This is a genomic window from Cupriavidus sp. Agwp_2 (assembly GCF_040784895.1).
Classification (GTDB): Bacteria; Pseudomonadota; Gammaproteobacteria; order Burkholderiales; family Burkholderiaceae; genus Cupriavidus.
On record NZ_CP088083.1, the window covers coordinates 1,453,474 to 1,479,483 of the forward strand.

Consider the following 26,010-nt stretch of genomic DNA (forward strand, 5'->3'; position numbering starts at 1 on the left):
CCATTAGCCATTACCCAGGCCTTTTTTTGCCTTTACCCAGGCCTTACCTCCACGCCTCCCCGACCGCTACGATCATGGCGCATTTCTCGTGCTTCCCCGGCGCTTTGGCGCTTTCCGCCTTCCGTCAGCAACGCCTGCTCACCGCCCTGCGGCAAATCGATGCCGATATCGAATCGGTGCACGGCCAGTTCCTGCATTTTGTTGACGCGCAGACGCCGCTGTCGGCCGACGAGCAGTCGCGCGTGGCGGCACTTCTGACCTATGGCGCACCCTTCGCCGAGCAGCCCGAGGGCGACCGCTTCGTCGTGATCCCGCGCTTCGGTACGATCTCGCCGTGGGCCAGCAAGGCCACCGACATCGCCCATAACTGCGGCCTCACGCACATCCACCGCATCGAGCGCGGCATCGAGATCACCGTGATCTGCAAGAAGGGCCTGCTGCGCGGCCGCAAGTCGCTGGACGCGGACACCCGCGCCGCCGTCGCCGCGCACCTGTTCGACCGCATGACCGAGACCGTGGTCGCCTCGCGTGACGATGCGGCCGGCCTGTTCCAGGAACTGCCGGCCAAGCCGCTGCGCTTTATCGACATCTCCGCCGGCCGCAGCGCGCTGGCCGCGGCCAACGTCGAGATGGGCCTGGCGCTGTCCGAGGACGAGATCGACTACCTGGTCGACGCCTACGCCAGGCTGGAGCGCAACCCGACCGACGTCGAGCTGATGATGTTCGCGCAGGCCAACAGCGAACACTGCCGCCACAAGATCTTCAACGCCACCTGGACCATCGACGGCGTGCAGCAGGACAAGTCGCTGTTCGCGATGATCCGCAATACGCACCAGCTCAATCCGCAGGGCTCGATCGTGGCCTATTCGGACAACTCGGCGGTGATGGAAGGCGACGTGGCCGAGCGCTGGTTCCCGCGCGGCGGCGAGCACAAGTACGGCCGCCACGAGGCGCTGACGCACACGCTGATGAAGGTGGAGACGCACAACCACCCGACCGCGATCTCGCCGTTCCCCGGTGCCTCGACCGGCGCCGGCGGCGAAATCCGCGACGAAGGCGCGACCGGCCGCGGCGCCAAGCCCAAGGCCGGCCTGACGGGCTTCACGGTGTCCAACCTGATGCTGCCCGAGGCCGTCGAATCGTGGGAAAACGACCGCGACGCCGCCCAGCCGGTGGCGCACCGCAACCCGGACGACAAGCCCGGCGTGACCGGCAAGCCGGACCGCATCGCCTCGCCGCTGCAGATCATGATCGATGGCCCGCTCGGCGGTGCCGCGTTCAACAATGAATTCGGCCGCGCCAACCTGGGCGGCTACTTCCGCGTCTACGAGCAGAACGTCGGCGGCACCGTGCGCGGCTACCACAAGCCGATCATGATCGCGGGCGGCATCGGCAATATCGACGCCTCGCATACGCACAAGAACCCGCTGCCGGCCGGCACGCTGCTGATCCAGCTGGGCGGCCCGGGCATGCGCATCGGCATGGGCGGCGGCGCCGCCAGCTCGATGGCGACCGGCACCAATACCGCCGACCTGGACTTCGACTCGGTCCAGCGCGGCAACCCCGAGATGGAGCGCCGCGCGCAGGAAGTGATCAACGCGTGCTGGCAGCTCGGCGACGCCAACCCGATCCTGTCGATCCACGACGTCGGCGCGGGCGGCATCTCCAACGCCTTCCCTGAACTGGTCGACGGCGCCGACCGCGGCGCGCGCTTCGACCTGCGCCAGGTGCACCTGGAAGAGTCCGGCCTGTCGCCGGCGGAAATCTGGTGCAACGAGTCGCAGGAGCGCTACGTGCTGGCGATCGCGGCCGACAGCTTCCCGCAATTCCAGGCCATGTGCGAGCGCGAGCGTTCGCCGTTCGCCGTGGTCGGCATCGCCACCGAGGAAAAGCAGCTGCAACTGGTCGACGCCAGCGTTGATGCCGCGCTCAAGGAGCACTACGCCGTCAACATGCCGATGGACGTGCTGCTGGGCAAGCCGCCGCGCATGCATCGCGACGTCAAGCGCGTCGAGCAGGCGCTGCCGGCCGTCGACGTGACCGGCATCAGCCTGGAGCAGGCCGTGCGCGACGTGCTGCGCCACCCGACCGTGGCCAACAAGTCGTTCCTGATTTCGATTGGCGACCGTACCGTCGGCGGCATGAACGCGCGCGACCAGATGGTTGGGCCGTGGCAGGTGCCGGTGGCCGATGTGGCCGTGACCACGCTCGACTACAAGGGCAACGCCGGCGAAGCGATGACCATGGGCGAGCGCACCCCGCTGGCCGTGATCGACGCGCCGGCTTCGGGCCGCATGGCGATCGGCGAGGCGCTGACCAACCTGGCAGCCGCTCCGGTCAAGGACCTGGGCAAGGTCAAGCTGTCGGCCAACTGGATGGCGGCCTGCGGCGTGGAAGGCGAGGACGCCAAGCTGTATGACACGGTCCACGCCGTCGGCATGGAACTGTGCCCGGCGCTGGGTATCAGCATCCCGGTCGGCAAGGATTCGCTGTCGATGCGCACCAAGTGGCAGGACGACGGCGTCAACAAGGAAGTGGTGGCGCCGGTGTCGCTGATCATCTCGGCCTTCGCCGCGGTGGACGACGTCAACCGTACGCTGACGCCGCAACTGCGCACCGACGCCGGCGACACCGTGCTGATCGCCGTCGACCTGAGCCGCGGCAAGAACCGCATGGCGGGCAGCATCCTGGCGCAGGTCATGCAGCAGGTCGGTGACAGTGCCCCGGACGTGGACAATGCCGACGACCTGAAGAACTTCTTCAACGTGATCCAGCGCCTGAACCGCGAGGGCAAGCTGCTGGCCTACCACGACCGTTCGGACGGCGGTTTCCTGGCCACGCTGGCCGAGATGGCCTTTGCCGGCCACTGTGGCGTGTCGCTCAACGTTGACATGCTGGCGCTCGATCCGCAGCAGGAACAGGACTACGGCGACGCCAAGAACTGGGCCCAGCAGATCGCCGAGCGCCGCAACGACCAGACCCTGCGCGCGCTGTTCTCGGAAGAGCTGGGAGCGGTGGTGCAGGTGCGCATGCAGGACCGCGACGCGGTATTCGCGGTGCTGCGCGAAGCTGGCCTGTCGGCATGCAGTCACGTGGTCGGCAAGCCCAACACCACCGACCAGGTCGAGATCTACCGCGATGCCAAGAAGGTGTTCGGTGCGTCGCGTACGGACCTGCAGCGCAACTGGAGCGAGGTCAGCTGGCGTATCGCGCGCCTGCGCGATAACCCCGCCTGCGCCGACAGCGAGTACGACCGCCTGCTGGATGCTGCCGATCCTGGCATCAGCCCGGTGCTGACGTTCGATCCGGCGGAGGACATCGCCGCGCCGTTCATCGCTGCCGGCGCGCGTCCGCGCGTGGCGATCCTGCGGGAGCAGGGCGTCAACTCGCAGATCGAGATGGCGTACAGCATGGATCGTGCGGGGTTCGATACGCATGATGTGCATATGAGCGACCTGATTGCCGGTCGCGCCAACCTGGCGGATTTCAGCGGCTTTGTTGCCTGCGGTGGCTTCAGCTACGGCGACGTGCTGGGCGCGGGCGAGGGCTGGGCCAAGACGATCCTGTTCAATGCGCAGATGGCTGAGCAGTTCGCGGCGTTCTTCAATCGCCAGGACACGTTTGCGCTGGGCGTTTGCAACGGTTGCCAGATGATGAGCAACCTGGCGCCGATCATTCCGGGTGCGGGGGCCTGGCCGCAGTTCACGCGTAATCAGTCGGAGCAGTACGAGGCGCGCTACGTCACGGTGGAAGTGCAGTCGTCACCGTCGATCTTCTTTGCCGGGATGGAAGGCAGCCGCATTCCTATCGTGGTGGCACACGGGGAAGGGTTTGCTGACTTCTCGCAGCAAGGGAATGTCGGGGATGCCAGGGTGGCGCTGCGGTTTGTCGATAACTACGGCGCGCCGACGCAAACCTATCCGCTGAACCCCAATGGCTCGCCCGAAGGCATCACCTCGGTGACCACCGTCGACGGCCGCTTCACCGTGCTGATGCCGCACCCGGAGCGCGTGTTCCGTGCTGCGACGATGAGCTGGGCGCCGGATGCGTGGAAGCAGGTTGGCGATGGTGGCAGCCCGTGGATGCGGATGTTCCGGAATGCGCGGAAGTGGGTGGGGTAAGACTTTGGATTGGGGGGAAAGCCCCTGTCCTTCGCTTAGAGACCTCGTTGTTGGTGACATGCTGGCGGCCGTTGACGCGTTGGTGTCGCTGCTGGTGACATGCTGTCGGCCGTTGAACCGCCTGGTTCCGCCCTCCTGGGCGGGTCACTTTTTGGCCGAGCGCCAAAAAGTAACCAAAAAGCGCGTCGCCTGAGCGGCTGGCTATCAATTTGGCGGTGTGGGTGGTTCGGGCGGTGGTGATTTCCGTTTGGCTTGAGTGCCCGTTCGAACCTGCTAACGCCAGGTGATTCAGGGCCTGTGCCTGGCGTTAACCGGTTATTGAACGATCCCCATGCCGGGCGTAGGCCGCCTGCTGCATGCCATATTGGTGGGGGCGCCTTCGGCTGCGCTGCGCGCGGGTCCTGACGTGGCAGCGCGGCCGATCTCTCTCTGGTCATTGCCGTCGCCGCCCAGCGAGCGCAGCGATGCGGGTTCGTGCCAGGGCACCTCATCCGCGAGACTGAGCCGCGCGCAGCGCAGCCGTAGGCGATGATGCGATACCGCAGGCAGCAGGCGGCCTACACTCGTCCTGGGGATTGTTCAAAAGTGGGTATTCGCCAGGCACCGACATTCACTCACCTGGCGTAGCAGGCTGGCACCGCGACCACGTCTCACGGAGACCAATAACGCCCATACATCAAGAAGCGCCAAATTGGCTCAGCCAGCCGCAGGCGACGCGCTTTTTGGTTACTTTTTGGCGCTCGGCCAAAAAGTGACCCGCCCAGGAGGGCGGAACCAGGCGGTTCAACGGCCGACAGCATGTCATCAACAGCGACATCGGGCGCTTAAACGGCCGACAGCATGTCACCAACGGCGAGGGCCGTCGAGAATCTACGACAGAGCCGACTCACCCCAAAACCGCCCCCATCAACCTAGAACTCCACGACGCATACGCATAAGTCAACATCCGCCCCGCCTCAAAGCCGGGTGTAGGCCTGATCTCACCCCGAGCCTCCTTGTACGCCACCACGGCGTGCAGGATCTTCTCGGGCGCATAACGGTCACGCAGGGGAAGGTAGGAGTGGAGCTGGCGCCAGCCAGGGGCGGCGCCGTCCAAAGATGCCCAGGCCAAAGCGCAATAGCACATGCCCCGGGACGTGAGATGCCAAAGTTGCCAGTAGGGGGCGGTCGTCTCCACACGCTGCATCGTTCACCCTTGCAGAACCGGAGGCACGACCGGTCCGTGATTACTGGATTTTCGCCTTGTCCTTCAGCGACTTCATCATGGCCTGGAACTGCTCGCGCTGCCAGTTCTGGTCGCCCATCATCATCTGCATCAGCTGCGGCTTGACCTCTTCGAAGGACGGGATCTTGGCGTCGCGCACGTCCACCAGTTCGATGATGTGCCAGCCAAACTGCGTCTTGACCGGCGTATCGGTCATCTGGCCCTTCTTCAGGCCGGTCATGGCGGCCGAGAACTCCGGCACGTAGCTGCTGCTGTTGGCCCAGTCCAGGTCGCCGCCATTGGCTGCCGAGCCCGGGTCCTTGGACGCGGCCTTGGCCTGGTCCTCGAACTTGGCGCCGCCCTTGATCTTGGCGATGATGGCCTTGGCGTCCGCTTCCTTCTCTACCAGGATATGGCGGGCATGGTATTCCTTGCCATTGCCGAACTGCGACTTGATCTTGTCGTACTGCTTGCGCAGCTCGGCGTCGCTGGCGCCGTGGGTCTTGACATAGTCCTCGAACACCGCGCCGGCCAGCACGTTCAAACGTGCCTGCTCCAGTTGCTCCTGCACGTCGTCGCGCTGGGTCAGGCCGCGCTTGTTGGCTTCCTGCGCGAGCAGTTCGCGGTCGATCAGCATGTCGCGGCCACGCTTGCGCAGCTCCGGGTTGTCGGGCTGGCCGGTGCCGGCGATCAACTTGTCCAGCTTTGCCGACGGAATGGCCTTGCCATTCACGACGGCGGCATTCTGGGCGATGGCCGGCAGGCTGCCGGCTGCAAGCACAGCCGCCAGGCTGAACGAGAGGACTGTGGTCTTCATGGAATCAGGTCTGAGAGTTGCTGGAAGAAGCGCGCGCTTGGGCGCGCGATTGGTACTCTTGGTCGGTGTACGCAGTCACGGCCAAGGCGTGGATCTGCGCGGGGAACAGACTGCGCAGCGCATCATACACCATGCGGTGTCGCGCAACCCGGCTGTGACCTGCAAAGCGCTCGCTGACGATTGTCACGTCGTAATGTCCGCCGCCGGATGCGGCACCGGCGTGTCCGGCGTGCAATGCGCTGTCGTCGCGCACGGCGAGGTGGCTGGGGGCGAGCGCTTCACGCAGCATCGCCTCGATCGTGGCGGGATTGGCTGCCATCGTTGGATTCCTTTTGGGGAAGTGGGGGCAAGACGGCCGGGACGCGTCAGTCCTGGCTGTTCTCAGGCATGTGGCGCGACAGCCAGACGCTCTGCGCGACGATGAACACCAGCATCAGCCCCATACTGCCGAACAGCTTGAAATTGACCCAGACGTCGGTGGAGAACTGGTAGGCCACGTAGAGGTTCAGCACGCCCATGGCCGCGAAGAAGGCGGCCCAGGCGGCATTCAGGCGCGTCCAGACCGGATCGGGCAGGCTGACCTGTTTTTCCATCATGGCGCGGATCAGGTTCTTGCGCCAGATGGTCACCGAGCCCATCAGCGCCGCGGCGAACATCCAGTAGAGCACGGTCGGCTTCCACTTGATGAAGGTCTCGTTGTGCAGCACCAGCGTGGCGCCGCCGAACACCCCGATGATCAGCAGGCTGACCCATTGCATCGGCTCGACCTTGCGGTGGCGGAACCAGACCCAGCCGATCTGCACCACCGTGGCGGCAATGGCCACGGCGGTGGCGGCGTAGATGTCGGCCAGCTTGAAGGCGGCGAAGAACAGGATGACCGGAAACAGGTCGAACAGGAATTTCATGCGGTACCAGGTTGTTGCCGGCGTCCTTGCCGGGGCATTCAGCGCGGCGGGTCGCGCCGGGGATCGTTGCCGCTGCCGGCGCCGTGGGCATCATCCGCCTCACGCTGCGCCGGGTCGCGATCGTCGAATTTTAGCGCAGCCGAGTTGATGCAATAGCGCAGGCCGGTCGGCGCCGGGCCGTCCTCGAAGACATGGCCCAGGTGGCTGCCGCATTCCTTGCAGCGGACTTCCACCCGCACCATGCCGTGCGTGTGGTCGGCATGCTCGGCAATGACCTCGCCGTTGATCGGGCGGAAGTAGCTGGGCCAACCGCAGCCGGCGTCGAACTTGGTGGCGGACTCGAACAGCGGCGTGCCACAGCCTACGCAATTGTATATGCCGCGATCCCAGTGGTCCCAGTAGCGGCCGGTGAACGGCCGCTCGGTGGCGGCCTCGCGCGCCACGCGGTATTCGATGTCGGAGAGCTGTTCACGCCACTCGGCGTCGGTCTTGGTGGTGGTCATTGTCATTTCCTCACGGTCTTGGCCGGGGTCATGGCCCCGGAACCTTCGTTGGTCGGCGCACTGGCGCGAACCTTACACCGTCCGGCGCCGGCGTGCCGGCTTCGTCTCATCCGCAATCGCATCATGACGAACAGCTGACTTCCAGCCCGGAGGCCCAGTCGGGCGGCAGCGCGGCGTAGTGCTCGGCCTCGGGCTGCTCGTCGAAGGGGCGCGACAGCACCGCCAGCAGTCGCTCGGTTTCGCTGAAGTCCTTTGCGCGCGCCTGCCGGATCGCGGTCTCGGCAAGATGGTTGCGCAGCACGTATTTGGGGTTAGCCGCCAGCATTTCCAGTTCTCGCGCGGCATCGTCCGATTGCTCCGCACGCAGGCGCGCGCGGTAGTCGGCGGCCCAGGCGTCGAAGGCGGCGCGGTCCAGGAACAGGTCGCGCACCGGTGCATCGCGCGAGGCATCCTGCGACGAGATGCCGCACAACTTTCGCCAGAACAGCGTGTAGTCCACGCGCTGCCCGTGCAGCAGCTGGAACAGGCTGGTCAGCAGGGGCTCGTCAGCCTTGTCGTCGCCACCCGCGGGCGGGCGCAGGCCCAGCTTGGCGCGGTAGTGGCGGAAGAAGGCGGCAGCATAGCGGTCGCGGAACGGGTCGAGCGCGGCGCGCGCGGCCTCGACGGCGGCGTCGCGGGCGCCTTCCTTGCTGTCGTCCTCAGCCGGCAGCCACAGCGGCAGCAGCGCCTGCGCCAGGCAGTGCAGGTTCCAGAACGCTACTTGCGGCTGCTGGCTGTAGGCGTAGCGGCCCTGCGTATCGGAGTGGTTGCAGATATGGTTGGCGTCGAACGCATCGAGGAAGCCGAACGGGCCGTAGTCGATGGTCAGGCCCAGGATCGACATATTGTCGGTGTTCATCACGCCGTGGCAGAAGCCGATGGCCTGCCAGTGCGCGACCAGGTCGGCGGTGCGCAGCGAGACTTCGCGCAGCAGCGCCTGGTAGGGCTGTGCATCGTCGCGGCAGGCCGGCATGAAGTTGTCGATGACAAAGTCCGCGAGCTGGCGCAGCGACGCTACGTCGTCATGCGCGGCGAAATGCTCGAAATGCCCGAAGCGGATAAAGGTCGGCGCCAGGCGCGTGACTACCGCCGCGGTCTCGATGGTTTCGCGCCGCACCGGGGCGTCCGAGCCGATGATGCTGAGTGCGCGCGTGGTCGGCACGCCGAGGGCGGCCATGGCTTCCGAGCACAGGTACTCGCGGATCGAAGAGCGCAGCACCGCGCGGCCATCGGCCATGCGCGAGTAGGGCGTCAACCCGGCGCCCTTGAGCTGGATTTCCCACGGACCCGTAAGGGTGTCGGCCTGTGCCAGCCGGATCGCGCGGCCGTCGCCGAGCTGCCCGGCCCAGATGCCGAACTGGTGTCCGGAATAGACCGTGGCAATGGGGTCGGCCCAGTCCGGTATCTGGTTGCCGACAAAGGTCTCGACAAAGCCCGGGTCGGCACCGATGCCGGCATCCCAGCCGAGCAGCTCCGCGGCGGCCGGCGCCACGCCGACCAGGTAGGGCGAAGGCAGTGGCGCCGGCTGCAGGCGCGTGAAGAATTTCTCGCCGAGCACTGAGAACCCGGGCGTGGTGCCGAAGGGTACTGCAAACGGTACGGCGGGCGGCGTGGCGCCGTTGAGATCGGAGTCGTGCAAGGCGTTGGGCTGGGGCGTGTCTGGCATCGCGAAAGGGGCGCGCGGCATGCGCAATCCGCGGGTCCGGCCGCGGCGCGCAGGGCCGCTTCCGGGGCGATGCAGCGCCGCATGACGAGGGCACGGGAATGCGTAGATGGCTAGGGAAAACGACATGTTGAGGTGCAACATGCCACGCAGTATTGTACGTCCTCAACGGCTCACATCTGGTGAGACGGCCATGCACCGCACGGTTATTTCCCTCCTTCAGTGCGCACATGAATCCGGTGCATGGACTTCGCAGAATTGCGGCCCCGATGACCACGGCTTGAGTACGGCTTCACACCACGGCTTCACCACGGCTTCACCACGGCTTCACCACGGCTTCACCACGGCTTCACCACGGCTTCACCTCACGGCTTAACCACAGCAGTACGGCAGTGCACAACAGACTCACCGTGACGCTGTTCCGAGGCGCGCGGACAACCGCCTAAAAATAGTACGGTTGTTCGTTTTTAGACGGAAAACAAAGACTTCAGGAGGCAGTTCCATGGCATTGATGGGTCAAATGATGAGCGCGCCGCTGCTCATTTCTTCCATCATCAAGCACGCCGCCCGTTATTACGGGGCAACGGAAATCGTTTCGCGCCGCACCGAGGGCGACCTGCATCGCTACACCTACCGCGATTGCGAACTGCGCGCCCGCAAGCTGGCGCAGGCGCTTGGCGCGCTGGGCGTGCAGCAGGGCGAGCGCGTCGGCACGCTGGCCTGGAACGGCTACCGCCACCTGGAAATCTACTACGGCGTGTCCGGCATGGGCGCCGTCTGCCACACCATCAACCCGCGCCTGTTCCCCGAGCAGATCGCCTATATCGTCAACCACGCCGAAGACGGCTACATCTTCTTCGACCTGACCTTCCTGCCGCTGGTGGAAGGCGTCGCGCCGCATTGCCCCAACGTGAAAGGCTGGGTCGCGATGACCGACCGCGCCCACATGCCGGCCGAGTCGAAGGTGCCGCTGCTGTGCTACGAGGAACTGGTCGAGGGGCAGGACGGCAACTACGAATGGCCGCAGTTCGACGAGAACCTCGCGTCGAGCCTGTGCTACACCTCGGGCACCACCGGCAATCCCAAGGGCGCGCTGTATTCGCACCGCTCCACCGTGCTGCATTCATACGCCTCGGCGTTGCCCGATGCGCTCGGCTGCTCCGCGCGCGACGTGATCCTGCCCGTGGTGCCGATGTTCCACGTCAATGCCTGGGGCCTGCCGTACTCGGTGCCGCTGGTCGGCGCCAAGCTGGTGTTCCCGGGCGCCAAGCTGGATGGCGCTTCGCTCTATGAACTGTTCGAGCAGGAGAAGGTGACCTTCTCCGCCGGCGTGCCGACGGTCTGGCTTGGCCTGCTGCAATACGTGCAGTCGAACAACCTGAAGTTCTCCACCTTCCGCCGCACCGTGATCGGCGGCTCGGCCGCGCCGCCGGCGATGATCCGCGCGCTCGAGGCGATGGACGTGGAAGTCATCCACGCCTGGGGCATGACCGAGATGTCGCCGCTGGGCACGTCGTGCAAGCTGCTGGCCAAGCACGAGGAACTGTCCGATGCCGACCGCCACCAGATCCTGGAGAAGCAGGGCCGCGTGATCTACGGCGTCGACATGAAGATCGTCGACGGCGAAGGCAAGGAGCTGCCATGGGACGGCAAGGCCTTCGGCGACCTGATGGTGCGCGGGCCGTGGATCATCGGCCAGTACTATCGCAACGACAGCAATCCGCTGGTCGACGGCTGGTTCCCGACCGGTGATGTTGCCACCATCGATGAAGACGGCTTCATGCAGATCACGGACCGCAGCAAGGACGTGATCAAGTCCGGCGGCGAGTGGATTTCGTCGATCGACATCGAGAACGTCGCCGCCGCGCACCCCGCGGTGCATATGGCGGCCTGCATCTCGGCCTACCACCCCAAGTGGGACGAGCGCCCGCTGCTGGTGGTGGTGAAGAAGCCCGGCGCCGAGATCACGCGCGAGGAACTGCTGCAGTTCTTCGAGGGCAAGGTTGCCAAATGGTGGATCCCGGACGATGTGGCGTTCGTCACGGAGATTCCGCTGACGGCCACCGGCAAGATGCAGAAGCTCAAGCTGCGCGAACAGTTCAAGGACTACAAGCTGCCGGCCGCCTGAGGCCGGCAGGGCAGCATCCGGTACGCCGTGCCTGCTTGCGGCACGGCGTTGCCGGGGCCGTCGCGCGGCGCACAGGGGGGCGCCACGCGGTCGGCCGCAATCCACGACAAGCCATCGACAAGCCAACGACAAGAGTGAAGGAGACAGGTATGACCAAGATGCGTCCGCTGGTGGCCAGCGTGGCCGTGTTCGCCGCAATGGGTTCTGCGCTGGTTTCGGGGTCGGCACTCGCGGATACGGTGAAGATTGCCTTCATCGATCCGCTTTCGGGGCTGATGGCCCCCGTTGGACAGAACCAGCTCAAGAGCTGGCAGTACGTGGCCGACGTCGCCAACCAGAAGGGCTGGGCCGGTGCGCACAAGTTCGAGGTGGTGGGCTTCGACAACAAGCTCTCGCCGCAGGAAAGCCTGACCATCCTGAAGCAGGCGATCGACCAGAACATCCGCTATATCGTGCAGGGCAACGGCTCGTCTGTGGGGCTGGCGCTGCAGGACGCGGTGGCCAAGCACAACGAGCGCAATCCCGGCAAGGAAATCGTCTACCTGAACTATGCCGCGGTGGATCCGGACATGACCAATGCCAAGTGCAACTACTGGCATTTCCGGCTCGATGCCAACTCGGACATGAAGATGGAGGCGCTGACCACCTTCCTGGCCAAGGATCCCAACGTCAAGAAGGTCTACCTGATCAACCAGAACTACTCGTTCGGGCACCAGGTGGCCAAGGCCGCCAAGGATTACCTGAAGCGCAAGCGCCCGGATATCCAGATCGTGGGTGAAGACCTGCACCCGCTGGCCCAAGTGAAGGACTTTGCGCCGTATGCGGCCAAGATCAAGGCGTCGGGCGCCGATACCGTGATCACCGGCAACTGGGGCAGCGACCTGGCGCTGCTGATCAAGGCGGGCAAGGACGCCGGCCTGACCACCAACTACTACACCTACTACGCCGGCACCACCGGCGTGCCGACCGCCATGGGCGCGGCCGGTGCCGAGCACGTCAAGTACGTGGGCTACTACAACCCCAATAACAAGGGGTTCAAGGGGGCAGATGTCATCGAAGGCTTCAAGAAGAAGTACAACGATGACTTCTACGTGATGGCGTCCTATACCGGCATCGCCATGCTGTCCAAGGCGTTCAAGGAAGCCAATTCGACCGACCCGGTCAAGGTGGCCAAGGCGCTCGAAGGCATCAGGGTCGAAAGCATGAACGGCACGGTCGAGATGCGCAACACCGACCACCAGGCCCAGCAGCCGCTGGTGGTGGCCACCTGGACCAAGATCGACGGCAAGGACATCAAGTACGACCAGGAGAACACCGGGTACGGCTGGAAGACCAATGCGCAGATGGACCAGTACGTGTCCGCGCAGCCGACGTCCTGCCAGATGAAGCGGCCGGGCTGATCCTGTCAGTTCTCGGGCCGGCCACGATGACGCGCCGCGCGAAACAGCGTGACAAGCGTGATAAAGCGTGACAGCGTGGCCGCCCGATCCTGCATACTTTCGGTCTTTCTGGATCGATAGCGGTAGCGTCCGGGGCGCCATGCGCCCTACGGAGGGGGACGCTCACCCCAATCCAGCCGGACGGATGCCAACGCACCCCACTGCGGCGGCACCAGCTTGAAGGACACGCTGTGGAATTCTTCGTTATCTCTCTGCTCAACGGCATCAGCTACGGGCTGCTGCTGTTCATGCTGTCGTCAGGCCTGACCCTGATCTTCAGCATGATGGGCGTGCTCAATTTCGCGCACGCCAGTTTCTACATGCTGGGCGCGTACTTTGCCTACAGCATCGCCAGCAAGGTCGGCTTCTGGCCGGCGCTGATCTTCGCGCCGCTGCTGGTAGCCGGGGCGGGCGCGCTGGTGGAGCGCTTCGGCCTGCGCACGGTGCACAAGTATGGCCACGTGGCCGAACTGCTGTTCACCTTCGGCCTGGCCTACCTGATCGAAGAGGGCGTCAAGCTGGTGTGGGGGCTGGCCGCAGTGCCGTACCGCATCCCCGCCGAGCTGGACGGGCCGCTGTTCCAGGTGTTCACCTCCTCCTTCCCCAAGTACCGCGCCTTCATGATGCTGGTGTCGCTGGGCATGCTGGTGGCGATCTACCTGGTGCTGACGCGCACGCGCATCGGCCTGGTGATCCAGGCCGCGCTCACCCATCCGGAGATGGTCGAGGCGCTGGGCCACAACGTGCCGCGCGTCTTCATGATGGTGTTCGGCGGCGGCGCCGCGCTGGCGGGGCTGGCCGGGGTGATCGGCGGCAATGCCTTCGTCACCGAGCCGTCGATGGCGGCGGCGGTGGGATCGATCGTGTTCGTGGTGGCGGTGGTGGGCGGCATGGGGTCGTTGGTAGGGGCCTTCATCGCCTCGATCCTGATCGGCGTGCTGCAGACCTTCGCGGTCACGATCGATGCCTCGCTCGCGGGGCTTCTGCGCAGCCTTGGCATGGCAGTCAGCGAAGCCACGCCGTTCTATGCCTTGTGGAAGCTCACGGTGGCCCAGGTGGCGCCGGTGCTGCCGTACCTGCTGCTGGTGGTGATGCTGATCTTCCGCCCGCGTGGACTGATGGGAACCCGGGAGAGCTGACACCATGGAGCAAGCGATGCAACAACGCCGCGAGCCGGTAGTCACCGGCCGCACCCTGCGCTACCGCCCGGTGAACCTGGCGCGGTGGATGATCTGGAGCCTGACCATCCTCATCATGCTGGTGCTGCCGCTGGTGTTTACCGGGGGCTTCGCCATCACGCTGATGTCGCAGATGGGCATCATGGTCATCTTCGCGCTGTCGTACAACATGCTGCTCGGGCAGACCGGCATGCTGTCGTTCGGCCATGCGGTGTATTCCGGGCTGGGCGCCTTTATTGCCGTGCATGTGCTGAACATGGTTGGCGCCGGCAAGGTATGGCTGCCGGTGTCGATGCTGCCGCTGGTGGGCGGGCTGGCCGGCGCGTTCTTCGGCGTGATCTTCGGCTATGTCACCACCAAGAAGGCTGGCACCACCTTTGCCATGATCACCATGGGCATTGGCGAGATGGTGTTCGCCAGTTCGCTGATGTTCCCCGAGTTCTTCGGCGGCGAGGGCGGCATCTCCACCAACCGCGTGGTCGGGGACCCGTTCCTTGGCCTCACCTTCGGGCCCGGGCGCCAGGTCTACTACCTGATCGCGGTGTGGTGCCTGGTGTCGATGGTGGCTATGTACGCATGGACGCAGACGCCGCTGGGCCGCATTGCCAACGCGGTGCGCGACAACCCCGAGCGGGTCGAGTTCATCGGCTACAACACCCAGCGCGTGCGCTACCTGGTGCTGATCCTGTCGGCGTTCTTCGCCGGGATCTCGGGGGCGCTGGCGGCGATCAACTTCGAGATCGTCTCGGCCGAGAACGTCAGCGCGGTGCGCTCCGGCGGCGTGCTGCTGGCGGTGTTCATCGGCGGCGCGGGCGTGTTCTTCGGGCCAATCATCGGCGCGGTGGTGTTCATGCTGTTCGCGGTGGCGCTGTCGGACCTGACCAAGGCATGGCTGCTGTACCTGGGCCTGTTCTTCGTGCTGATGGTGATGTTCGTGCCGGGCGGCCTGGCCAGCCTGCTGCTGATGCAGCTGCCGCTGGCGGCAAAGGGCAAGCTGCGCCGGATGCTGCCGTCCTACGCCAAGGCGGGCGCGGCCGGCGTGGTGCTGCTGCTGGCGATGATCGTGACCGTCGAACTGGTCTACAAGGTGCAGGTCGACAGCGCCAATGGCACGGCCATGAAGCTGTTCGGCGTCGGCTTCGATGCCGCGACGTGGGCGCCATGGCTGGTGGCGGCGGTGATGTGGGCCGTGGGGCTGGCCGCATGGCGGCTGACGGTGCGCGCGGCGCGCGTGGAATGGGACAAGGTGCAGGCGGAAATCGCGGGAGGCACGGCATGACGGCGGCACTGGAACTGACCGAGGTACGCAAGAAGTTCGGCCAGACGGAGATCATCCGCGGCGTGAACCTGAGCATCCCGAAGGGCGAGCGCCATGCGCTGATCGGGCCCAACGGGGCGGGCAAGTCCACCACCTTCAACCTGATCTCGGGCCGCTTCGCGCCCACCAGCGGCACGGTGCGCCTGAACGGGCAGGAGATCGGCGGGCTGCAGCCGTTCGTGATCAACCGCATGGGGCTGTCGCGCAGCTTCCAGATCACCAATATCTTTCACCGGCTGTCGGTGTTCGAGAACCTGCGTTGCGCGGTGCTGTGGTCGCTCGGGTACAAGTACTCGTTCTGGCACCGCCTGACGGGTTTGCGCGATGCGCGCGAGCGGGCTGATGAGGTGCTGGAGCTGATCGGTATGCAGCACCGGCGCAATACGCAGGCGGGATTGCTGACCTACGCCGAGCAGCGCGCGCTGGAAATCGGCATCACCATCGCCGGCGGCGCCGAGGTGATCCTGCTGGACGAGCCCACCGCGGGCATGAGCCGCTCTGAGTCCGACCATGCGGTGGAACTGATCCGCAAGGTCACCGTGGGCAAGACGCTGGTGATGGTGGAGCACGACATGAGCGTGGTGTTCGGGCTGGCCGACCGGATTTCGGTGCTGGTCTATGGCGAGGTGATCGCCACCGATACGCCGCAGGCGATCCGCAACAACCGCAAGGTCAAGGAAGCCTATCTGGGAACCACGCTGGACGAAGACGCCACCGAAGGAGTGCACTGATGGGCAAGCGGATGCTGGAAGTCACGGGCCTGCATGCCTACTACGGCAAGAGCCATATCCTGCATGGCGTCGATGCGCACATCGGCGAAGGCGAGATTGTCGCGCTGCTGGGGCGCAACGGGGTGGGGCGGTCGACCATGGCCAAGGCCATCCTCGGCATGGTCAAGGCCGAGGGCTCGGTGAAATTCCGCGGCGAGGAGATCCTGGGGCGGCGCACGTTCGAGATCGCGCACCTCGGCATCGGCTATGTGCCGGAGAACCGGGATATCTTCCCGACGCTGACGGTGCGGCAGAACCTGCTGCTGGGCGAGAAGCGCAATCCGCGGCAGCCCAAGCCGCGCTGGTCGGTGGAGGACATGTTCAATATGTTCCCCCGGCTCAGGGAGCGTGAGAACACCGCCGCGGGCGTGTTGTCCGGCGGCGAGCAGCAGATGCTGACGCTGTGCCGCACGCTGATGGGCGATCCCGACCTGGTGCTGATCGACGAGCCCACCGAAGGCCTGGCGCCGATGATCGTGACGCTGGTGGGCGACTACCTAAAGACGCTGAAGGAGCGGGGCATCTCCGTACTGCTGATCGAGCAGAAGCTGGCGATTGCGCTGGATATCTCGCAGCGGGTCTATGTCATGGGACACGGGCACATCGTGTTCGAGGGCACGCCCGGCGAGCTCAAGGCGAATTCGCAGATCCGGAAGGAGTGGCTGGAGGTTTAAGCGCTTCGGCCGGGGCCGCGGATCCTTGTGGCGTCGGCTTCACTTCATGTTTTCCCTGCAGGATGTGCCGAAAGTGGCTTGATGGTCGCCTTTCGCCGGCAGCCCTCGGCGAAACAGCTGAGTGCTCCACCTCTTTTGCTGCTGACAAGCCGCTTTGTAACACTGTTGTAAATCTGTCTTAATTCTGCACTGGGAATGATTCGCATTTGTACTTCGATTCCTACATCCCTATAATCGCCCGCCGGGGATGGATGACTTGATTCACGGGCGACAGTGGTAGTGCTTCCTTGGGCTTGTCTTCATTGACCACGCTTGTTCGCGTCAAGAACTACAAGACAACACAGGGAAGGCAAGGCCGTGAAAGGAAACCAGAAGTCGTTTGAATTGACCCCGCTCGCCGCTGCGCTCGCGGGCGCCGTCGCAGCGTTTGCCATGCAGGGTGCATCGGCGCAGGAGAGCCAGCCTGTCGTCGTCGCCGCGGGCCAGGCCGCGCCGGTGACGCTGGAACGGGTTACCGTGACCAGCAAGCGCGAAGACGGCTACAAGGTGGAAGAGGCGCAGTCGCCCAAGTTCACCGCGCCGCTGCTCGACACGCCCAAGTCGGTGACCGTGGTGCCGGCCGAGGTGATCCAGCAATCGGGCTCCAACTCGCTGCAGGACGCGCTGCGTACCACGCCGGGCATCACCTTCGGCGCCGGCGAAGGCGGCAACCCGATTGGCGACCGTCCTTTCATCCGCGGTTTTGACTCGATGTCGAGCATCTATGTCGACGGCGTGCGCGATACTGCGTCGCAGACCCGCGACACCTTCAACATCGAAAGCATCGAAGTCATCAAGGGCCCCAGCTCGGCCTTCGGCGGCAAGGGCTCGGCCGGCGGCATGATCAATATCGTGTCGAAGCTGCCCCAGGCCGAGAACTTCGCGCAGGGCTCGATCGGCGTGGGCACGGACTCTTACTTCCGCGCCACGGCCGACGGCAACTACGTGATCAACGACAATACCGCCGTGCGCCTGAATGCGCTGGGGTACACCGCCAACGTGCCGGGCCGCAATGAAGTCGACCAGAATTCCTGGGGCTTCGCGCCGTCGGTGACGTTCGGCATGAAGTCCGATACGAAGGTCACGCTGTCCTACTACCACCTGCAGGGCAACGGCATGCCGGACTACAGCATTCCGTACTCGCGCCCTGCCAGCCAGTCGACCAAGGCCAATCCGTCGCAGCCGGCAAACGTCAACCGCAACAACTTCTACGGCCTGACCGACCGCGACTTCCAGAAGACGCAGAGCGATATCGCCACGGCCACCGTCCAGCATGATTTCCGCAACGGCCTGGTGTTCAGCAACACCACGCGCTGGGGCCGCGCCACCAACGACTACATCGTCACCAACCCTGACGACAGCCGCGGCAACGTGCCGCGCGGCTTTGTCTGGCGCAACACCAAGAACCGCGACTCGGCCACCGAGACGCTGACCAACCAGACCGACCTGACGGCCAAGTTCGAGACCGGCAGCCTGAAGCACAGCGTGCTGTTTGGCTTCGAGTTCAGCCGCGACGATACCAACAACACGCCATATAACGTTCTGTCGGCAAATCCTGCTTCCAATCCCACGGCCGCTGTGCCGACGGTGCCGGGCATTTGCAACGCATCGCTGGTGGCGAGCTTCGACTGCACGTCGCTGGCCAACCCGAACCCGAACGACCCGTGGCGCGGCAGCATCACCAAGATGCCGTTCACCACCAACACCACCACCAATACGCGCTCGGTCTACCTGTTCGATACGGTCGAGATCACCAAGCAGTGGATGGTCAACGGTGGCGTTCGCTACGACAGCTACGACACGCACGCCTTCACCAACGCCTACACCAACCCGAATACCGGCGCGGCAGTGGCGCAGGTGGACATTCGCAACAAGTCGAACTTCTTCAACTACCAGGCCGGCGTGGTCTACAAGCCGGTCGAGTACGGCAGCATCTACGTGTCGTACGGCACCTCGTCGACGCCGCCGGGTTCGACCAACGGTGACGGCGCCGACAACATCACGGCGGCGCAGCGCAACCTGGAGCCGGAAACCGCGCGTTCGGTGGAAATCGGCACCAAATGGGATCTGCTGGCCAGGCGCCTGTCGCTGACTGGTGCGATCTTCCAGATCGAGAAGAACAATGCGCGCGTGGCGGTCGATGCCAACACCACGGTCAATGCGGGCAAGCAGCGCGTGAAGGGCTTCGAGCTGGGCTTTGCCGGTAACCTGACTGACAAGTGGGGTCTGTTCGGCGGCTATACGTACCTGAACAGCGAACTGATCGACAATGGCCCGCAAGCCACCAATGCGGCCAACAACGGCAACCAGTTCCCGAATACGCCGAAGAACAGCTTCAGCCTGTGGACCACCTACCAGGTGCTGCCGGCGCTGACGGTTGGCGGTGGTGCGTACTACGTCGACAAGGTCTATGCCAATCCGGCCAACTCGCTGTACGTGCCTTCATACTGGCGCTTTGACCTGATGGCCGCGTATCGCGTCAACAAGAACCTGTCGCTGCAGCTGAATGTGCAGAACCTGTTTGACAAGACCTACTACACCAAGGCGCATAACCACTACGGTGCGCTGGGTGCGGGCCGGTTCGGGATGCTGACGGCCAACTTCAAGTTCTGACAAGGGCGCAAGTCAGCCTGAACGGCTGACGCCGCCACCCAATGAAAACCGCGTGCTCCGGCTGATGCCGGGGGCCGCGGTTTTTTGCTTTCCGGCGTGACGCGCTCACTCACGGCCGCGGCCTGTGCCGGGCTCCCAAATAAAGTCGCATACTGCTTAGAGCCAGCCTTCGGTACAAAGCCGGAAGTGCATCGGGCGCCATCGAGCAGCGCGGCGCTATGGCGTTTTCGGCGTCCGGATGGCGGACGTCATGCACGCCGATAAGGGGCGCAATGCGTGCGGCTTATTCCGCATGGGAAGCCTCCAAATTGAAATTGAACGACCGTGCTATTTTGTGTATGCTTGTTTCGCCCAAGCCCCGGAGGGCTTGTGGCAAGCAGCAACCGCGGCGGGTTAACCCTGTGCCAACCGCGCCCGCACCCAGCAGCAAAACAATAATTCGAGAATTCGAATCCCGAGACAAACTTCTGTAAAAGGAACCAGCATGACAGCGCAGTATCAGGTTCAGGACGGCGTAGCCGTCATCACGCTCGACAATCCCCCTGTCAACGGCCTGGGTCACAGCACCCGTCTTGGCATCGTCGAAGGCATGACCCGTGCGCTGGACGATGCCGCCGTCAAGGCCATCGTCATCACCGGCGCCGGCAAGGCATTCTCGGGCGGCGCCGATATCCGTGAATTCAATACCCCCAAGGCCATGCAGGAGCCGACCCTGCACTCGGTGATCCGCGTGCTGGAGGCGTCGTCCAAGCCGGTTATCGCCGCCGTGCACTCGGTCGCCATGGGTGGCGGCCTGGAACTGGCGCTGGGCTGTAACTACCGCGTGGCGTCCAAGGGCGCGCAGATCGCGCTGCCGGAAGTGAAGCTGGGCCTGCTGCCCGGTGCCGGCGGCACGCAGCGCCTGCCGCGCGTGATCGGCCTGGAGGCCGCCGCCAACATGATCGTGTCGGGCACCCCGGTGCTGTCCGAGAAGTTCGCCGGCACCAAGCTGTTCGACGAGATCGTCGACGGTGACGTGCTGCCCGCAGCGGTCAAGTTCGCGCAGAACGTCGGCGCCGCCAACGGCCCGCATCCGAAGGTGCGCGACCTGAAGGTGCGCCACGAGAACCCGGAAGGCTACCTCGGCTTTGCCCGCAACACCGTGGCCGCGATGGCCAGGAACTTCCCGGCGCCGCTGAAGTGCCTGGAAGCGGTGGCCGGCTCGCTCAAGCCGTTCGAGCAAGGCCTGAAGGAAGAGCGCGAGGGCTTCCTGTTCCTGGTGACCACGCCGGAATCGCGCGCGCTGCGCCACGCCTTCTTTGGCGAGCGTGCCGCCAGCAAGATCCCCGACGTGCCCGAAGGCACCCCCGTGCGCAAGATCGAGAAGGTTGCCGTGATCGGCGCCGGCACGATGGGCGGCGGCATCAGCATGAATTTCCTGAACGCGGGCATCCCGGTCACCATCCTGGAAACCAAGCAGGAAGCGCTGGACCGCGGCGTCGGCATCATCCGCAAGAATTACGAAAACAGCGCCAGGAAGGGCAAGCTCACGCAGGAGAAGGTCGAGCAGCGCATGGGCCTGCTGAGCACCACGCTGTCCTATGACGAGATCAAGGACGCCGACATGGTCATCGAGGCCGTGTTCGAGGAAATGGGCGTCAAGGAAATCGTCTTCAAGAAGCTGGACGAAGTGATGAAGCAGGGCGCAATCCTGGCTTCGAACACCTCCACGCTGGACGTCAACAAGATCGCCTCGTTCACCAAGCGTCCGCAGGACGTGGTCGGCATGCACTTCTTCAGCCCGGCCAACGTGATGAAGTTGCTGGAAGTGGTGCGTGGCGAGAAGACCGGCAAGGACGTGCTGGCCACGGTCATGCAGATCGGCAAGAAGATCAAGAAGACCGCGGTGGTGTCGGGCGTGTGCGACGGCTTTATCGGCAACCGCATGATCGAGCAGTACAGCCGCCAGGCCGGCTACCTGCTGGATGAAGGCGCGCTGCCGGAGCAGGTGGACAAGGCCATCGAGAAGTTCGGCTTTGCCATGGGCCCGTTCCGCATGGGCGACCTGGCCGGCAACGACATCGGCTGGGCCATCCGCAAGCGCCGCGCCGTGGACAAGCCGGAGATCCAGTACTCCAAGACCGCCGACCTGCTGTGCGAGATGGGCCGTTACGGCCAGAAGACCGGCGCGGGCTGGTACGACTACAAGGCGGGCGACCGCAAGCCGTACCCGAACCAGCAGGTCAACGACATGATCGTGCAGCACTCGAAGGACCTGGGCATCACGCGCCGCAAGATCTCTGATGAAGAGATCGTCGAGCGCCTGGTGTTCGCGCTGGTCAACGAAGGCGCCAAGATCCTGGAAGAGGGCATTGCTTCCAAGGCCTCGGATATCGACATGGTGTACCTGACCGGCTACGGCTTCCCGCTGTTCCGCGGCGGCCCGATGCTGTACGCGGACCAGGTCGGCCTGTACAACGTGGCGCTGGCAATGAAGCGCTACGCCAAGGGCTACCACGGTGAAGCCTGGCAGGTCGCGCCGCTGCTGCAGAAGCTGGCGGACGAGGGCAAGGGCTTTAACGGTTAATACGCCACGAGGGTTCAGCCCGGAGCTGAGTTGAACACCACCATCGGACCTGACGATTGCCTGCTGGTGATCGACGTGCAGAACGACTTCATGCCTGGCGGCGCGCTTGCCGTGCCCAACGGCGATGAAGTGGTGCCCGTCATCAACCGGCTGGCACGCGCGTTCGGGCACGTGGTGGTGACGCAGGACTGGCATCCGGCCGCGCACGTTTCGTTCGCGGCCAACCATGCCGGCACGCAGCCGTTCCAGATGCTCGCGCTGCCGTATGGCGAGCAGGTGCTGTGGCCGGTGCACTGCGTGCAGGACACGCCCGGCGCCGCGCTGCATGCGGGCCTGCACGTGCCGCAGGCACGGCTGGTGATCCGCAAGGGCCACCACGCCGACGTGGACAGCTACTCCGCTTTCCTTGAGGCGGACCGCACCACGCGCACCGGGCTGGCCGGCTACCTGCGCGAGCATGGCGTGAAGCGCGTGTTCTGCGCCGGGCTGGCGACGGACTACTGCGTGGCATGGAGCGCGCTCGATGCGCGCGCCGCGGGCTTCGAGGCCGCGGTGATCGAGGATGCATGCCGCGCCATCGACCTGCAAGGGTCGCTGGCGCAGGCATGGCAGGACCTCGGCGCCGCCGGCGTTGCACGTGTCATGTCCGCCGATGTGCTGAATGGGGCTTGAGGGCCAGGGCTGAACCGAACCACCGAACTGAAAGACACAAGAGATTCCGAGGAGCAACACATGAACGAAGCAGTCATCGTATCCACCGCACGTACCGCGCTGGCCAAGAGCTGGAAGGGCGCCTTCAACATGACCCACGGCGCCACGCTGGGTGGTCATGCCGTCGAGCACGCCATCGCCCGCGCCAAGATCGACGCCGCCGAAGTGGAAGACGTGCTGATGGGCTGCGCCAACCCGGAAGGTGCCACCGGTGCCAATATCGCGCGCCAGATCGCACTGCGCGCCGGCTGCCCGGTCACCGTGCCCGGTGCCACCGTCAACCGCTTCTGCTCGTCGGGCCTGCAGACCATCGCCATGGCCGCGCAGCGCGTGATCGCCGATGAGGGCGACATCTTCGTCGCCGGCGGCGTGGAAAGCATCTCCTGCGTGCAGCAGGAAATGAACCGCCACATGGTCCAGGAAAGCTGGCTGGTGAAGAACAAGCCGGAAATCTACTGGAACATGCTGCAGACCGCCGAGAACGTGGCCAAGCGCTACAACATCGCGAAGGAGCGCCAGGACGAATACGGCGTGCGCAGCCAGCAACGCGCCGCCGCCGCGCAGGAAGCCGGCAAGTTCAAGGACGAGATCGTGCCGATGACGGTGCTCGCCGGCGTCGCCGACAAGTCCACCGGCCAGCTGGTGACCAGGGAAGTCACGATCTCCGCCGACGAAGGCATCCGCGCCGACACCACGCTGGAAGGCGTGGCCAAGATCCGCAGCGCGGTGCCGGGTGGCGTGATCACCGCGGGCAATGCCTCGCAGTTCTCGGATGGTGCTTCGGCGGCCGTGGTGATGAACGCGCGCGTGGCCGAGGCCAGGGGCCTGCAGCCGCTCGGCGTGTTCCGCGGCTTTGCCGTGGCCGGTTGCGAGCCGGACGAGATGGGCATCGGTCCCGTCTTCGCGGTGCCCAAGCTGCTGAAGAAGGCTGGCCTGAAGGTCGAAGACATCGGCCTGTGGGAGCTGAACGAGGCCTTCGCCGTGCAGGTGCTGTACTGCGCCGACAAGCTGGGCATCCCGATGGACCGCCTCAACGTCAACGGTGGCGCCATCGCGGTGGGCCACCCGTACGGCGTGTCGGGTGCGCGCCTGGTTGGCCATGCGCTGATCGAAGGCAAGCGCCGTGGCGTGAAGTACGTGGTGGTGACCATGTGCATCGGCGGCGGCCAGGGCGCGGCTGGGTTGTTCGAGGTCCTGTAACGGCAGACCGCTGGTTTGCTCCCCTCTCCCGCCTGCGGGAGAGGGGCCGGGGGAGAGGGCAGGCGCTGGCACACCAACGCGCTTTACTTCGTCGCCCCGCCGGCCCTCTCCCCAACCCTCTCCCGCAAGCTGGAGAGGGAGCACCCACGCGATTCGTCTTAGAGCCCCGCGGTCAGCACAAGAAGCCAACAAGAAAATCGCGGCCGCGCCACCGCAGTGCGCCGCATGGAGACACCATGTCGATGATCCTTTCCCGCCGCGACCTGAACTTCATTCTGTACGAATGGCTCAAGGTCGACGAGCTGACCCGCATCCCGCGCTATGCCGACCACTCGCGCGAGACGTTCGACGCCGCGCTGGACACTTGCGAGAAGATCGCCGCCGACCTGTTCGCGCCGCACAACAAGAAGAACGACCAGCAGGAACCCGAATTCGACGGCGACACCGTCACCATCATCCCCGAGGTCGGCACCGCGCTGAAGGCCTTCTGCGAGGCCGGCCTGATGGCCGCCGGCCAGGATTACGAGCTGGGCGGCATGCAGCTGCCGGTAGTCGTGGAAAAGGCCGGCTTCGCCTACTTCAAGGGCGCCAACGTTGGCACCAGTTCCTATCCCTTCCTGACCATCGGCAACGCCAACCTGCTGCTGACGCACGGTACGCCGATGCAGGTCGAGACCTTCGTCAAGCCGGAGATGGAAGGGCGCTTCTTCGGCACCATGTGCCTGTCGGAGCCGCAGGCCGGCTCGTCGCTGTCGGATATCACGACGCGCGCCGAGTACGAGGGCGAATCGCCGCTGGGCGCGCAATATCGCCTGCGCGGCAACAAGATGTGGATTTCCGCCGGCGAGCACGAGCTTTCGGACAACATCGTCCACCTGGTGCTGGCCAAGATCCCCGGCCCGGACGGCAAGCTGATCCCGGGCGTGAAGGGTATCTCGCTGTTTATCGTGCCCAAGTACCTGGTCAACGAGGACGGCTCTCTGGGCGAGCACAACGACGTGGTGCTGGCCGGCCTGAACCACAAGATGGGCTACCGCGGCACCACCAACTGCCTGCTGAACTTCGGCGAGGGCATGAAGTACAAGCCGGGAGGCAAGGCCGGTGCGATCGGCTACCTGGTGGGCGAGGCGCACAAGGGCCTGGCCTGCATGTTCCACATGATGAACGAGGCGCGCATCGGCGTGGGCCTGGGCGCGGTGATGCTGGGCTATACCGGCTATCTGCATGCGCTCGACTATGCGCGCAACCGTCCGCAAGGCCGCCCCGTCGGCCCCGGCGGCAAGGACGCCGCCAGCCCGCAGGTGAAGCTGGTCGAGCACGCCGATATCCGCCGCATGCTGCTGGCGCAGAAGAGCTATGTCGAGGGTGGCCTGGCGCTGAACCTGTATTGCGCGCGGCTGGTTGACGAAGAAGAAGCCGCTGCCACCGCCGGTGACCAGGAAGCGCACGCGCGCCTGGCGCTGCTGCTCGACATCCTGACCCCGATAGCCAAGAGCTGGCCGTCGCAATGGTGCCTGGAGGCCAACAACCTGGCGATCCAGGTGCATGGCGGCTACGGCTATACCCGCGAATACAACGTCGAGCAGTTCTACCGCGACAACCGCCTGAACCCCATCCACGAAGGCACGCACGGTATCCAGGGCCTGGACCTGCTGGGCCGCAAGGTGGTGATGAAGGATGGCGCCGCGTTCAAGCTGCTGGGCGAGCGCGTGCAGGCCACCATCGGCCGCGCGCTGGCCGCGGACGATGCCGAGCTGGCGGGGCAGGCGCGCGCGCTTGGCGCCGCAACGCAGCGCCTGGCCGAAGTGACCCAGACGCTGTGGAGCGCCGGCGATTCCAACGTGACGCTGGCCAACGCGTCGGTCTACCTGGAAGCCTTCGGGCATGTGGTGGTCGCGTGGATCTGGCTGGAGCAGGCACTGCTGGCGCAAGCCGCGCTGGCGCAGGCGAGCGGCAAGGAAGACCAGGACTTCTATCGCGGCAAGCTGGCCGCGGCGGCGTACTTCTTCCGCTTCGAGTTGCCCAGGGTCGGCCCTCAGTTCGACCTGCTGGCGTCGCTCGACCGCACCACGCTGGACATGCAGGACGCGTGGTTCTGACCTCTGGTTCTGACCGATTACTA

General features: G+C 65.0%; 17 protein-coding genes. 12 read left to right on the forward strand and 5 right to left on the reverse strand.

The genetic code is table 11. The features are described 5' to 3' along the window. Positions 1–74: 74 nt before the first annotated feature. Entirely contained in the window at positions 75–4,121 is a 4,047-nt protein-coding gene (purL, locus tag LPA45_RS06775; RefSeq protein WP_317924096.1) for a phosphoribosylformylglycinamidine synthase, read from the forward strand. Between the two features lie 1,226 nt (positions 4,122–5,347). On the opposite strand, the gene LPA45_RS06780 is transcribed toward purL, so the two are convergent. The 5 genes from LPA45_RS06780 to LPA45_RS06800 form a co-directional block, all read right to left on the reverse strand. Further along, positions 5,348–6,142 (reverse strand): peptidylprolyl isomerase, encoded by a 795-nt coding sequence (locus tag LPA45_RS06780; protein WP_116320998.1) that lies wholly within the window; start codon positions 6,140–6,142, stop codon positions 5,348–5,350. Between the two features lie 4 nt (positions 6,143–6,146). Further along, on the reverse strand, positions 6,147–6,461 hold the full coding sequence (locus LPA45_RS06785) for a BolA family transcriptional regulator (protein ID WP_116320997.1): 315 nt from the start codon (positions 6,459–6,461) through the stop codon (positions 6,147–6,149). 46 nt (positions 6,462–6,507) lie between these two features. Beyond that, positions 6,508–7,047 (reverse strand): septation protein A, encoded by a 540-nt coding sequence (locus tag LPA45_RS06790; RefSeq protein WP_317923846.1) that lies wholly within the window; start codon positions 7,045–7,047, stop codon positions 6,508–6,510. 38 nt (positions 7,048–7,085) lie between these two features. Beyond that, positions 7,086–7,550, reverse strand: coding sequence for a peptide-methionine (R)-S-oxide reductase MsrB (gene msrB, locus LPA45_RS06795; protein WP_116320995.1), 465 nt, complete (start codon positions 7,548–7,550; stop codon positions 7,086–7,088). A gap of 121 nt (positions 7,551–7,671) precedes the next feature. Next, positions 7,672–9,255: a protein adenylyltransferase SelO family protein gene (locus LPA45_RS06800; protein WP_317923849.1), complete on the reverse strand. Its 1,584-nt coding sequence runs from the start codon at positions 9,253–9,255 to the stop codon at positions 7,672–7,674. Between the two features lie 499 nt (positions 9,256–9,754). Here LPA45_RS06800 and LPA45_RS06805 point away from each other — a divergent pair, with 499 nt between their 5' ends. From LPA45_RS06805 to LPA45_RS06855, 11 genes are all read left to right on the forward strand, one after another. Further along, positions 9,755–11,380 (forward strand): 3-(methylthio)propionyl-CoA ligase, encoded by a 1,626-nt coding sequence (locus LPA45_RS06805; protein WP_317923843.1) that lies wholly within the window; start codon positions 9,755–9,757, stop codon positions 11,378–11,380. Positions 11,381–11,529: 149 nt separating this feature from the next. Next, positions 11,530–12,780, forward strand: a complete 1,251-nt coding sequence (locus LPA45_RS06810) for a branched-chain amino acid ABC transporter substrate-binding protein (RefSeq protein ID WP_116320993.1) — start codon at positions 11,530–11,532, stop codon at positions 12,778–12,780. Positions 12,781–13,010: 230 nt separating this feature from the next. Continuing rightward, complete coding sequence (locus tag LPA45_RS06815; protein ID WP_317923841.1) at positions 13,011–13,958, forward strand: branched-chain amino acid ABC transporter permease; 948 nt, start codon at positions 13,011–13,013, stop codon at positions 13,956–13,958. Positions 13,959–13,962: 4 nt separating this feature from the next. Further along, complete coding sequence (locus LPA45_RS06820; RefSeq protein ID WP_317923840.1) at positions 13,963–15,276, forward strand: branched-chain amino acid ABC transporter permease; 1,314 nt, start codon at positions 13,963–13,965, stop codon at positions 15,274–15,276. Next, positions 15,273–16,046, forward strand: coding sequence for an ABC transporter ATP-binding protein (locus LPA45_RS06825; protein ID WP_116320990.1), 774 nt, complete (start codon positions 15,273–15,275; stop codon positions 16,044–16,046). Before LPA45_RS06820 ends, LPA45_RS06825 begins: the two co-directional genes overlap by 4 nt. Beyond that, positions 16,046–16,759 carry an ABC transporter ATP-binding protein gene (locus LPA45_RS06830; protein WP_116320989.1) on the forward strand — a complete coding sequence of 238 codons (714 nt, stop codon included), beginning with the start codon at positions 16,046–16,048 and terminating at the stop codon, positions 16,757–16,759. Before LPA45_RS06825 ends, LPA45_RS06830 begins: the two co-directional genes overlap by 1 nt. Before the next feature lie 432 nt (positions 16,760–17,191). After that, the gene (locus LPA45_RS06835) at positions 17,192–19,411 is read left to right on the forward strand and encodes a TonB-dependent receptor domain-containing protein (RefSeq protein ID WP_317924909.1); all 2,220 of its coding nucleotides are present in this window, start codon (positions 17,192–17,194) and stop codon (positions 19,409–19,411) included. A gap of 484 nt (positions 19,412–19,895) precedes the next feature. Then, positions 19,896–21,977, forward strand: a complete 2,082-nt coding sequence (locus tag LPA45_RS06840) for a 3-hydroxyacyl-CoA dehydrogenase NAD-binding domain-containing protein (RefSeq protein WP_116320988.1) — start codon at positions 19,896–19,898, stop codon at positions 21,975–21,977. A 30-nt stretch (positions 21,978–22,007) separates the two neighbouring features. Then, positions 22,008–22,649, forward strand: a complete 642-nt coding sequence (gene pncA / locus LPA45_RS06845) for a bifunctional nicotinamidase/pyrazinamidase (RefSeq protein WP_116320987.1) — start codon at positions 22,008–22,010, stop codon at positions 22,647–22,649. A 60-nt stretch (positions 22,650–22,709) separates the two neighbouring features. Next, the gene (locus LPA45_RS06850; RefSeq protein WP_116320986.1) at positions 22,710–23,888 is read left to right on the forward strand and encodes an acetyl-CoA C-acyltransferase; all 1,179 of its coding nucleotides are present in this window, start codon (positions 22,710–22,712) and stop codon (positions 23,886–23,888) included. A 236-nt stretch (positions 23,889–24,124) separates the two neighbouring features. Next, positions 24,125–25,987, forward strand: coding sequence for an acyl-CoA dehydrogenase (locus tag LPA45_RS06855; protein ID WP_116320985.1), 1,863 nt, complete (start codon positions 24,125–24,127; stop codon positions 25,985–25,987). The last annotated feature ends 23 nt before the right edge of the window (positions 25,988–26,010 follow it).

What these genes read in the sequence shown, in the direction of transcription:
- purL (WP_317924096.1), top strand. Translation starts at nt 75, where the DNA reads ATGGCGCATTTCTCGTGCTTCCCCGGCGCTTTGGCGCTTTCCGCCTTC.
- LPA45_RS06780 (WP_116320998.1), bottom strand. Translation starts at nt 6,142, where the DNA reads ATGAAGACCACAGTCCTCTCGTTCAGCCTGGCGGCTGTGCTTGCAGCC.
- LPA45_RS06785 (WP_116320997.1), bottom strand. Translation starts at nt 6,461, where the DNA reads ATGGCAGCCAATCCCGCCACGATCGAGGCGATGCTGCGTGAAGCGCTC.
- LPA45_RS06790 (WP_317923846.1), bottom strand. Translation starts at nt 7,047, where the DNA reads ATGAAATTCCTGTTCGACCTGTTTCCGGTCATCCTGTTCTTCGCCGCC.
- msrB (WP_116320995.1), bottom strand. Translation starts at nt 7,550, where the DNA reads ATGACCACCACCAAGACCGACGCCGAGTGGCGTGAACAGCTCTCCGAC.
- LPA45_RS06800 (WP_317923849.1), bottom strand. Translation starts at nt 9,255, where the DNA reads ATGCCAGACACGCCCCAGCCCAACGCCTTGCACGACTCCGATCTCAAC.
- LPA45_RS06805 (WP_317923843.1), top strand. Translation starts at nt 9,755, where the DNA reads ATGGCATTGATGGGTCAAATGATGAGCGCGCCGCTGCTCATTTCTTCC.
- LPA45_RS06810 (WP_116320993.1), top strand. Translation starts at nt 11,530, where the DNA reads ATGACCAAGATGCGTCCGCTGGTGGCCAGCGTGGCCGTGTTCGCCGCA.
- LPA45_RS06820 (WP_317923840.1), top strand. Translation starts at nt 13,963, where the DNA reads ATGGAGCAAGCGATGCAACAACGCCGCGAGCCGGTAGTCACCGGCCGC.
- LPA45_RS06825 (WP_116320990.1), top strand. Translation starts at nt 15,273, where the DNA reads ATGACGGCGGCACTGGAACTGACCGAGGTACGCAAGAAGTTCGGCCAG.
- LPA45_RS06830 (WP_116320989.1), top strand. Translation starts at nt 16,046, where the DNA reads ATGGGCAAGCGGATGCTGGAAGTCACGGGCCTGCATGCCTACTACGGC.
- LPA45_RS06835 (WP_317924909.1), top strand. Translation starts at nt 17,192, where the DNA reads ATGCAGGGTGCATCGGCGCAGGAGAGCCAGCCTGTCGTCGTCGCCGCG.
- LPA45_RS06840 (WP_116320988.1), top strand. Translation starts at nt 19,896, where the DNA reads ATGACAGCGCAGTATCAGGTTCAGGACGGCGTAGCCGTCATCACGCTC.
- LPA45_RS06850 (WP_116320986.1), top strand. Translation starts at nt 22,710, where the DNA reads ATGAACGAAGCAGTCATCGTATCCACCGCACGTACCGCGCTGGCCAAG.
- LPA45_RS06855 (WP_116320985.1), top strand. Translation starts at nt 24,125, where the DNA reads ATGTCGATGATCCTTTCCCGCCGCGACCTGAACTTCATTCTGTACGAA.